At 53.0% G+C, this 10,584-nt stretch carries 7 protein-coding genes and 2 pseudogenes; 1 reads left to right on the top strand and 8 read right to left on the bottom strand.

The window, feature by feature from the left end:
* Positions 1–229: 229 nt before the first annotated feature.
* Complete coding sequence (locus BLU28_RS22680) at positions 230–1,570, bottom strand: sensor histidine kinase (protein ID WP_077987743.1); 1,341 nt, start codon at positions 1,568–1,570, stop codon at positions 230–232.
* Positions 1,567–2,232: a response regulator transcription factor gene (locus tag BLU28_RS22675; protein ID WP_077987742.1), complete on the bottom strand. Its 666-nt coding sequence runs from the start codon at positions 2,230–2,232 to the stop codon at positions 1,567–1,569. Before BLU28_RS22675 ends, BLU28_RS22680 begins: the two co-directional genes overlap by 4 nt.
* Before the next feature lie 236 nt (positions 2,233–2,468).
* Between BLU28_RS22675 and BLU28_RS22670 the strand changes: the two are divergent.
* Positions 2,469–2,749 (top strand): annotated as a pseudogene (locus BLU28_RS22670) (transposase); the annotation flags it as partial.
* 75 nt (positions 2,750–2,824) lie between these two features.
* On the opposite strand, the pseudogene BLU28_RS22665 reads toward BLU28_RS22670, so the two are convergent.
* The 6 genes and pseudogenes from BLU28_RS22665 to BLU28_RS22640 all read right to left on the bottom strand — a co-directional run bounded on the left by BLU28_RS22665 (position 2,825) and on the right by BLU28_RS22640 (position 9,822).
* Positions 2,825–4,131 (bottom strand): annotated as a pseudogene (locus tag BLU28_RS22665) (IS3 family transposase).
* Between the two features lie 370 nt (positions 4,132–4,501).
* The gene (locus BLU28_RS22660) at positions 4,502–5,077 is read right to left on the bottom strand and encodes an NUDIX hydrolase (protein WP_234794434.1); all 576 of its coding nucleotides are present in this window, start codon (positions 5,075–5,077) and stop codon (positions 4,502–4,504) included.
* A gap of 3 nt (positions 5,078–5,080) precedes the next feature.
* A complete protein-coding gene (locus BLU28_RS22655; protein WP_077987740.1) occupies positions 5,081–5,527 on the bottom strand; it encodes a DUF2721 domain-containing protein in 447 nt (148 codons plus the stop codon).
* 40 nt (positions 5,528–5,567) lie between these two features.
* Complete coding sequence (locus BLU28_RS22650; protein WP_077987739.1) at positions 5,568–7,502, bottom strand: mechanosensitive ion channel family protein; 1,935 nt, start codon at positions 7,500–7,502, stop codon at positions 5,568–5,570.
* Between the two features lie 104 nt (positions 7,503–7,606).
* On the bottom strand, positions 7,607–8,071 hold the full coding sequence (locus BLU28_RS22645; RefSeq protein ID WP_077987738.1) for a potassium channel family protein: 465 nt from the start codon (positions 8,069–8,071) through the stop codon (positions 7,607–7,609).
* Between the two features lie 77 nt (positions 8,072–8,148).
* Complete coding sequence (locus BLU28_RS22640) at positions 8,149–9,822, bottom strand: SulP family inorganic anion transporter (protein ID WP_077987737.1); 1,674 nt, start codon at positions 9,820–9,822, stop codon at positions 8,149–8,151.
* Positions 9,823–10,584 lie beyond the last annotated feature (762 nt).

Raw genomic sequence — 10,584 nt, 5'->3', positions numbered from 1 at the left:
TCTGTTCTTCTGTAAAACGATTGCGCTTCATTCCCTGGTCCTCTCATTGGGCCAGACCTTACTTCAAAATGGATTATTTCAACGGGGCAAGGTCACTGGAGGGAGATTGGGTCTCAGGTCAGTTGCAACATTCGAGGCGGTAGCACCGAGGTGCGGTGCGAAACCGTTTCTATAGAAGCCCAAGCTTTGCTAAAGTAAACCTTGTTACGGTCTTTGCACTTAAATGGCTTCAACTCAGCGGGATCAGGAGCTTGAAGGTCGCACCCTTTGTTGTTCTTACGAGGCTTATTGTGCCGCCATGAACCTTTGCAATTTCAGACACCAAGCTCAATCCTAATCCAGAACCCGTTTGTTTAGGGATGCAACGATAGAAAGGGGAAAAAATTTTATCTTCATGCTCAGTAGGAATGCCGACACCATTATCGGCGACAAACACCGCGCCAAATTCGTCGATCTCGAGCGAGATCTGATCAGCGTCGCCGCTATGTTCGATGGCGTTATTAAGAAGATTGAATATTGCACGTTCGATCGACTTTTCGTCGGCTGTAATTATGGCAGCAGTTCGATCGGAATGGAAACCCATCTCGATACCTGAATCATATGCTATCGGCGCAATCGCAGCCACGGCATTGCGACACAACGGGACCAAATCGACAGCGGCCATATGATGCATTATGCTGAATCTTTGGATATCGAGAAGCTGTTCTGCAACGCCGTGCATCCTTTTGACGTCTCGGAGTAGCTTATCTCGATTTTCACTCTCGGGCTGCGCTTCGATTCTCGTCTGCAAGATGGTTATAGGAGTTCGTAATTCATGTGCGGCGTCACTTATGAATCTTTGTCGTAACTGAAACTCCTCAGAGATTCGTTCGAGTGCTTGATTGAAGGCGTCGATGAGAGGAATTAATTCTGATACCGGTTTAATCGGGTTGATACGATTATTTGTCGTACGTAGATCAATTTTCTCTGCTTGAGTAACGACCTCCTCCAACCCAGACAAAGACTTCTTAACAAGTATGGGCAACACTACCAACGCCATCATAAAAGGCACTATTATCGTTGGTAGGTACAACGCTTTGAGAAGGTAAATGATGTTTGCAAAATGCGAACCAGGCATTGAGCTCCCTCCGTAAACAAGCCGAAGGTTGTGCTCGCCGATGGTTGTATAGGCTAGTACGACGGTAAGGGGTGAATCATGCCCCTCTATGATATTCACCTGCATCAACGTCGGCAGTCGAGAAAGGAGAGGTTTTAGCTCTTGCGGAGGGTTTCCGAAAGTGACTTGGTTGCCGTTAAAGTCTATCGCTGTGAACCAAAAGTTTGGCGACTTGGACTTAACAGCATCGATCTCGTCCGTGGAGGCGACAATGAGTTTCTCGTCGACGTACGCGAGACTATCCGCTATGCTGGCCTCTAATGACGTATCAGGACCATTTACACTCGGCGCTTCAATCAAGACCCATATAACAAACCCTACATTGATCGCCACCATGAGCATCAAAAGCAACGCGGAAAATTTAGATACTATCTTCCACTTAAGCGAAGACAGGAAGCGTGTTGATTTAGTCATTTCAGCATGTAGCCTACGCCCCGGACACTAACAATTTTTCGTGTAGATCCCAGATCAGTCAACTTTTTGCGCAAGCGCGATACGTGGCTATCTAGTGCGTTCGATTGTATTTCGTCGTTGTATCCATACACCGCCTCTTCTAGCGCGTGTCGTTGAACAACGTAATTTGGCCGACGTATCAACGTTGTTAAAATAATGTGCTCGCGACGCGGAAGGTTTAACTGTACGCCTCGTACTGCTACATACCCGATAGTGGAATTGAGTTCTACATCGCCGGCAACATACACATCGTCTGGATAAGTCGGTTTGCGGCGAACTACTGCCCGAACACGAGCTATTAATTCCTCCAAGTGAAACGGCTTGCCCAGATAGTCGTCCGCGCCTTCATTCAAACCTTGGATCCGCTGCTGGAGGTCATTGTAAGCGGTTAGAACGATTACTGGAGTTGCGTTGCCATAATTTCGCAACCTTGACAAGAACGAAAGACCGTCGCCATCTGGGAGGCTTCTGTCGAGAATCACGACATCATGTACGGGAGTTTCAAGAGCTTCGAGGCCGAGCGATAAGCTGGTTACGTGATCTAATACCATCTTGTGGTTAGCCAAGGCGCTTGCCATGGCTTCAGCTAACTCAGCTTCGTCTTCAATAAGTAATAGTCGCATTTTTTTCTCCTGTAGGTCTAATTTTTCCTTGAATTGTTACGGCACCATTACGTGTCGGTTGCGCCCCGCTTTCAGTCATTTTTCTGGTATTATGAGCGAATGTAACCACGCTGATGCTGCCTCCAGAGGGTGCACCGGAAGTGTTGAGTACGGTGAAAGTCATAGCCGAATTGAAAGCGAAATTGAACCGCACCGGGTTTGCCAGAGGCTCCAACTTCTGAGAGAGTGGAGCCGATATGAGCAAGACAACGAACAAGTTTTACCTGAAGTCCGCCAACGCGCCATGCGTATGGTGCTGGCTCACGAGGCTGAGCACCCATCGCGGTGGGCTGCCGTTTCATCTATTGCGGGCAAGATCGGTTACTCGCCAGCCACGCTGCATGAATGGGTGAAGAAGACCGAGGTCGACACCGGCAAACGGGCAGGCTCGCCGAGCGACGCGGCCGAGAATATGAAGGCTCTTGAGCGGGATAACTGCGAGCTTCGTCAGGCCAACGAGATCTTGCGCAAGGCGTCTGTGTCCGTCGTCGAATGATTTGAGACTTTTTGAGCTTTGGAAGAATGGAGTTTCCGGCTCGGCTCGTATTTTGATTTAAGCCGCTTTGGCCGGATGGTTCAAGCGGCGCTGTTTGATGGTGTCGCGTTTGATCCTTTCGCGTTCGCGCAGGATGGTCTGGCCGCGCCCGAAATAGCCGTCGGCCGGGGCGAGATTGTCGAGGCTCTCGTGGTATCGGCGATGATTGTAGCGGTCGACGAAGGCCGCGATCTGGGCTTCGAGGTCTTCTTTGAAGAAGTAGTTTTTCATCAGGACGCGGTTCTTGAGCGTCTGATGCCAACGCTCGATCTTGCCTTGCGTTTGAGGATGGCCGGGAGCGCCATGGGCCTGGTTGATCTTGTATGTCTCCAACCATTCGCCGAGATCGGATGCGACGTAACACGGGCCATTGTCGGACAGCAGGCGCGGCCGGTGCTCGACCTTGACCTTGTCGCAGCCTGAGGCGGCCAGTGCCAGGTCAAGCGTGTCAGTGAGCTCATCCACCTTCATGCTGGTGCACAGCTTCCATGTAATGATGTAGCGCGAGAAGTCGTCGAGAGTGGTCGGCAGGTAGAACCATCCGCAGCCGATGACCTTCAGGTAGGTGAAGTCGGTCTGCCACATCTCGTTCGGGCGCGTAGTCTTGTCCTTGAACTCATCATTGGCCTTGATGACGATATAGGATGGCGACGTGATCAGGTCGTGGGCCTTGAGCAGGCGATAGACTGAAGCTTCTGAAACGAAATAGCTTTCCGTGTCGGTAAACCTCACCGCCAGCTCGCGCGGGGACAGATCGGCATGATCCAGCGCCATGGTGATGATGCGATCGCTGATATCGCCGGGGATGCGGTTCCAAACCCGCGACGGTGCAGACGTCCGGTCCTCAAGGCCCTCGACGTCATGGGTCAGGAGACGATCACACCAGCGGTAGGAGGTCGGCCTTGGGATACCGAGCTTGTCGAGGGTTTACCCGGCCGACAGGTGCGACTATTCGACGAGCCGAATGATTTCTAGTTTCTCGGTGGCGCGGTATCTCATTCGTCGTCGCCCCCATCCGCGATCATGCTTTTATTGAGCAGGCGGTTTTCCAGGGCAAGGTCAGCCAGCGCCTTTTTCAGATCTCGGCTTTCACGACGCAGCGCCTTCACCTCGTCACTCGTTGCCGAACGGGCGGTATTGCCCGCGAGCCGCTTCTTGCCCGCTTCGAGAAATTCCTTCGACCAGCTATAATAAAGGCTCTCGACGATCCCCTCACGGCGGCAGACCGCAGCGATGCTGTCTTCTCCACGCAGGCCTTCCAGGACGACACGGATTTTATCCTCGGCTGAATGGTGCGTGCGCGTGGCGCGGCGGATGTCCTTGATCGTCTTCTCGGCCGTCGATGTCTGCTGCCCGGATTTTTTCTTGGCTGCGAGCGCAGTTTAGGGAGAAGCACATCTCTATGGAATCCGGTGGCGATATCTAGACGATGTGCGAGCGCTTGTCGGGCCGTATCCTTCAGCGGCATCGTGATGCTATTCTAGGCCCAATCCTGCATGCCCTGAAGCCAATTCTCTTTCCAAGAATAGCGATCCCGCCGCATTATTTACTCGCTACCCGACCGGATCGCGAAAAAATGCTCTATCGCCTTGATGGGATCCGAACTTTCGGCCCCAAGAATATAATTTACTCGCCTTTTTATCCATTTTGCGCAACTATTTAGTGTTTAGCATGACAGTTGTTACAAGTCCCAAATTAATCTTGGAGCTGTTGATGTCTGCCGCATTCAGAACCTGCCAACTTTTGCAGCAGCCTCTTTAATCCGGGGTGGGAAGCGGTCCGTACCGCTGATTTGATCGGAAACCATTTGGAAGGTCGTAGAGTTTTCTCTGGGAAGATTTCCGCTATCGAGGCAACCGTGAGTTCGTGTACGGTTACATGGAAAATAGTCGCGCAACTGTCTTTCTTGTAACGAAACATCCCGAATGGAATCGCGTTAATATCCCCTAGAACTCCCGCCTCCTCAAAGGCTTCGCGCTTTGCAGTAGCAGCCGTCGTCTCATTCGATTCGATGTGACCTTTGGGAACGCCCCACAGGCCGTTTCGCCTGCTTTCGATCAGGAGAATTTCGAGATCATCGTTCACATCACGCCGTAGACAAAAGGCACCGGCTTGCCAAACCGTGGCGTCTGCAAGACCTTTTTCTTTAGCGCTGAAAACCACTGAAAGTTCCATTTGGATTGTAGAACGCTGGCGTAGTCGTCCAAGCCGGGAGGGCACTTCGAGATTGCTCGATAGCAAGTTCGTTGAAATACGAAATGCTGCAAACACTGTTTATTCGCGAAGCGGAAAACGGGTCCGGATCTGCCGCACCATACTTCGTCCCGCGTAGGTGAGCTCGGTTAGAAATGCGATAAGGGAAAGCATAAGACACACGATTGCTCCTCCGAAAAACCATGGCAGATTTTCCGGCCTGAGACGAATATAGAGCGCTCCAGCGAGAAGATTGAGAATCGCGGCGCAAGTGCAGATGCCGGCGAGAACGCCGAGAATGACTGCGGTCTCAAGTATGAGGGTGCGCCGCCGGAGGTAACTAAGCCATTGCGCCCCCCGTTCACCTGGCACATCTTTATCGCCGACCTCGTTTAGCCTGTCGGCGACCCTTCCAAGCCGCATATTGTAGATGCCAACAAACGCCGCCGTCCCCGCTAGCAGAAAAACTGGTGCAAGGGATGTTTGTATTATTTCGGCGTATTCGTTGATAATTGGTGGCGTGTCCATAGGTCCTCCATCGCGAAACACAGCGAAACCTTGGCCGATATTAGGCGCCTCCCGCTTCCAGGGTTGCCGTCGCGTGCGCTTTGGTAATCGTCTGAAGTGCCGCCGCGGTCACGTTGCCGCCAGGGTTCTCTCCTCCGACATTTACCATCGGCTGAGCAAACTGAATGCCGTTTGCGACGAAGGCCTCACGAAGCAAGAGATTGGCGCGGCGCCGGATGAAGGATTGCATCGGCGAGGGCTTCAGGGTCATGCCAAAACTCAACACCATTCCGTAGTCTCCGAACTCCTCAACGCCTTTCATTTTCAGGGGCTCGATGAACAAAGGACCAAACTCCGGGTCTTCGAGCATCGTTGCACCGATTTTCTTGGTAAGCTTCCTGGCTTTTTCAACGTCAGCGTCGAACCCCACGGAAATACGGAATTTTACGACCCCCCAGTCGCGGCTCATGTTTTCGACCGCGCCTAGCTCCCCGAATGGAACCGTAAATATTGGGCCGCGATGATGACGCAGGCGGACAGAGCGAAGACTGAAGCCCTCAACGGTTCCTTTGTAGTTCTTCGCCTGAATATATTCTCCCACTCTAAAGGCATCATCGAGCATATAGAAAACGCCGCTGATAACATCCTTGACCAGCGTCTGGGAGCCGAAGCCGATCGCTACGCCGAACACACCAGCACCAGCGATCAACGGCCCGATCTCCACACCGAGTTCAGCCAGCACAAGGAGTGCCGTAATGGTGAGGCCCACGGCTGCCAACCCGTTACGCATGATCGGTAGCAAAGTCCGCAGCCGGCCACGCCTGGCGCGGTCCTGTGGAGTTAGACCCTCGTCACCGTCTGTGACGAGGGTGCTGTCGATCCAGCTCTTTGCCAAATGCCATAGAAGGTCAGCTATGAGCACAACCATGATACTTTTGAGCAAGCCATAGAAAAACGCAGATACGAGTGGGTCGCGCTGAGCGAGCCCTTCCGGATTCATCTTCCAGACGACCGTGAGCCAGCCAAGTGCCAAGGCAATAACTACTGCTCGTGCTCCACGTACGAGAAGTACGCTACGCAGTCCCTTGAGATCAGGGGCGGTACGCAGGACACCCCTTTCCACAGCTCGGAGCGTGGCTGGAAGAATGAGTGCGTACACGCCAAGCCAGAACAGCCCCTTGAAACCGAGGCTCCACAACGACCAGACACACACCACAGCGATCGTCAGCACAAGCTTTCGCCGAACGCTGTGTTTTTGCACCGACCAAATTGCCACGAGCAAAAACGCTAGCAGGACAAGGGAGCTGAGGTAGGACAGCGCGTCAACGACACTTCGATCTACCCCGATCAGCGGGCCGGCCACCGCGTTCGCGAACGCAAAAATCGCAAGGGCAGCAAAGACACGCCACTTCACCAAACCTTCGCGAATACTGCTGATTGCCAAGAATGATGACACGAGCCGGAAACCGACTAACGCGATGAGATAGATAAGTAAGACGGTTCGCACCAAAGGCGGCCAGTCGATCGCGAGGAAGAGGATTGCCATTGCGAAGGCAAATATCACGACGGATAAGACTCTCGTCGCACCGTCATTCGGAACCGCTCGCAAGCCAAGATAAAGTCGTTCTGCAAACAACCCGACCAATACAAAGCCTGTAAAGATCATGAGGACAGGAGCATACACGTCAGAGGTGGCTTCCGCTCTTACTCGGCGGACCGCACTTGCCACCTCTGTCGGGATGCGAGGTACGCTTGAGATGGTCTGCCTCAAACGATCACGTACCGCGGACTCCCAAGTGGAAATCGTCATCCCAGTCGTGTCTTCCACTGGAGCAGGCTCCGCGACATGGTCTGCACGCTTGATCCATGCCTGGATGTCGGGGTCTTGAAGCAAACGGGTCAGTGCTTCTATCTTCTCTGCAGGAGGCGCCACTGTTTGAGCAACGGCGGGGAGAACATTCAAAAGTACGAACAGGGAAAGAAGGAGCCTTTTCATTATCGGAATTTCCTGATGAGCAGCCGAGAAGCATAAGCTCAGGATATCTGTGCCATTTGGGCTGTATATGTAGATTACCGTAACCTACGGACGGGCCTGAACGCTCAACGGGGAATCGTCTCATTTGTCCTGTCTTGGAATGCAGTTGACCCCCCGTCGGCGAACCAGAGCGTGCCGGATACCTTGAACAAAAAAGCAGTTGTCCAGCCGAAAAGCAGGATGCCATTGACACCTTCAAAGGCGCTCGCGATTCTCCATTCACCCGAGAGAGTGACATCGCCGTAACCGATTGTCGCAAAGGTTATGGCGGAAAAGTAGATCGCCTCCTCCATGCTGGCGAGCGCTCCAAAGGCTCTATAAGCTGTGGCCCACATAACAATTTCACCGAAGTGGGCCAGGACAAAACCAATAACAAACACATAGGTTAGGCATAGCCTTGCAGATCCTGATAACTCGCGGGCATTTCTGAATTTACTTATGGATAAATGATAGAGACACATCACAACCAGTCCGTGGAGAACGATGGTGAGAAAAAGTAAACCAGCAGCAACCAGGATGACGAGAAGCATTGAACGACCTTATTGTCTTAGGGGATTTCAAGGTTGCGATCGAGACTCTGCGCAACAAAACCTGGCTCAATCGCTGGTCAGCTATTGTTCGGAGCAGATAAGCTAGCGCTCTTCTCAAAATGACGTACACCGTCATCCACGAGCTTAAACATCCTCGTGTCACCAAGCTGCGATGCGAGACCTGACGCACGGACATAGTCGAGCACATCCGGATTGAGGTTTGCGAGCCAAAGGGCTACGCCTCGTTTGGCGAGGTTCTGGTCGCTGACGATCAGCATTTGAATGGCTGAGTATTCGATGTCGAAAACCCTGCTCAGATCCAGAAGCAGCACATAAGGTTTCTTCTCGGACACAATCGCTCTGATGCGGTCCGCTACCTGTTGTACGTTTGCGAAAAATAAGCGGCCTTCAGGGCGCAGGATGAGAAGACCTTCCATTGTTTCGTCGTCGGACGCCGACACTGGCCGAAGTGCTTTGCTGCCGCGATCGCGGCCGATCACGTGAATTTTCGGGTTTGCCGCCTGACTGGAAAGACCGAGCAGCGACACAATGATGGCAACAATTATGCCCTGCAACGTTCCGAAGAACAGCACGCCAAGAAACGCGGCCAACGCCCAACGGAATTCCATGTGGCGAACTTGGCGTATTTCCCAAAACTCACTGGGTTGAATTAAACCGAGCGAATACACAATGACGACGGCTGCGAGCGCGGCCTGGGGGAGAAGGCCCAGAAACGGGGCCAGAACGAGCATAGTGGCGACCGAGACGGCGGCCGTCACGAAAGATGCCAACTGGGTGCGCCCGCCCACTGCGCGTACAACAGCCGTTTGCGACGTCCCGCCCCCGGACGGCATGGCACCGAAAAATGCCCCTCCCAGATTGGCCGCACCGACAGCGAGTAATTCACGGTTTGGGCGAATGGGTGGATCAGATGGATTTGCGAATGCTCTTCCTGCTGCAACCGTTTCGGTAAAACTCATGAGGGCGACGCCGATTGCTCCAGGCAACAACGCCATGATCAAGCCAAGATCGGGCAAAGTCAGTGAGGGCAGTGATTGCGGTATGTTACCAACGGTCGCAACACCTCGGCCACTCAAGTTCATCATCCAGGACGCGAGAATGGCGCCTGCGACAACGGCGAGCGGTGCAGGCGAATGCGGGCGCAATTTTTCGACCACCAGCAACAGAAAAAGGGCGAGCAATCCAACCGCGGCAGTAATTATTGATGTTTCTGGGAGCTGCTCCAAAAATGCAAAAATATCCCTGAAGAACCCGGTCTTCGTGATGTGCAGCCCAAACAGCTTGGGCAATTGGTCGAGGATAATCACTACCCCAATTCCAGCCTTAAACCCTGTCAGGACTGGGACTGAAATGAAATTAGCAACGAATCCTAGACGCATCCCTGATGCTATTAATAAGAGGACGCCAGTCAGCGCGGTGAATGTCGCCGTCGCGACGACCAGCTTTTGTGGATCACCATCAGGCACAACAGCCTGCAATTCCGCGGCGGTCAATATCGCTATCGTGGTCGTCGAACTCACACTCAGGACGCGCGATGAGCCGAGGCAAGCGTAAATGATCATAGGAAGAAATGCGGTGTAAAACCCGACCGTGACAGGCAAGCCAGCCACAGTCGCGTAAGCCATGGCTTTAGGAAGGACGACGGCGGCTGCCACCAAACCGGCAACGACATCGTTTTTCACTGAATGCGAGCGAGATGGGTGGCCGTCGTCTGTTGCATGTAAACTCATCGTCCAACTCCACTGCAGACAATCACACTGTCCAGCGCACCAATCGCGATGGTTGGAAGATGGGACGCGTTTACAAAACGCTGTTCCGAATATTCCGGTATCGAGCCGCGAGACAATCTGGAGGGTCGCCTACCTCGCCGTCGATGCGAAGTAAGATACTGTAATTTACTCAGGTCGATCCTTAGTCCAAAGACGGCTCACGCTGAGACTAATGTCCTTTCGGTCTCAGAAGGACGACGTTTGCACGAGCAAGAGCCTGCTCAATTTCCCGGGAAAGACTATCGACAATCTCTTCATATTCCAGTTTACGCGCGTCTCTTATGTCGGCGGACAAGGTTTTACATCTATCCAGTGCGGCCTCGGCGTCGGCGAGATCCTCGCATAACCCACGGAAGTCCTCGTCGATCGCAAAAAGGTTTTCTATGTGTCTCGGTAAAGTTGGGAAACGATCTAATGCGGCGGAAAGCCCGCGTGAGTTCGACGATTTGTCAGAGCCAGGTCCCACCATCACGCACCCGATAATTCTTCGATGACTAGAAATTCGGATCATAGCGCGGTTCGCCGCGTGACAGCGTATTTTACTCGAATTTACCAGGCAGCCGGAATGACAGGTGCGGGACAGCTACAAATGCCCTGTCACGTCTACCATTTTATCTCGACCGCTCCAGACGGACATTTCCGCGTGGGGGCTGGCGCCGCTCTGCCGCGCCCATGTATTACACAGAGGATACAGGATATTACGATCCTCGGCACCAGCGGTGC

It is taken from the genome of Agrobacterium pusense (assembly GCF_900102105.1).
Lineage (GTDB): Bacteria > Pseudomonadota > Alphaproteobacteria > Rhizobiales > Rhizobiaceae > Agrobacterium > Agrobacterium pusense.
This window is presented reverse-complemented; position numbering and strand designations above follow the sequence as displayed.

What these genes read in the sequence shown, in the direction of transcription:
- BLU28_RS22680 (WP_077987743.1), bottom strand. Translation starts at nt 1,570, where the DNA reads ATGACTAAATCAACACGCTTCCTGTCTTCGCTTAAGTGGAAGATAGTA.
- BLU28_RS22650 (WP_077987739.1), bottom strand. Translation starts at nt 7,502, where the DNA reads ATGAAAAGGCTCCTTCTTTCCCTGTTCGTACTTTTGAATGTTCTCCCC.
- BLU28_RS22645 (WP_077987738.1), bottom strand. Translation starts at nt 8,071, where the DNA reads ATGCTTCTCGTCATCCTGGTTGCTGCTGGTTTACTTTTTCTCACCATC.
- BLU28_RS22640 (WP_077987737.1), bottom strand. Translation starts at nt 9,822, where the DNA reads ATGAGTTTACATGCAACAGACGACGGCCACCCATCTCGCTCGCATTCA.
- BLU28_RS22675 (WP_077987742.1), bottom strand. Translation starts at nt 2,232, where the DNA reads ATGCGACTATTACTTATTGAAGACGAAGCTGAGTTAGCTGAAGCCATG.
- BLU28_RS22655 (WP_077987740.1), bottom strand. Translation starts at nt 5,527, where the DNA reads ATGGACACGCCACCAATTATCAACGAATACGCCGAAATAATACAAACA.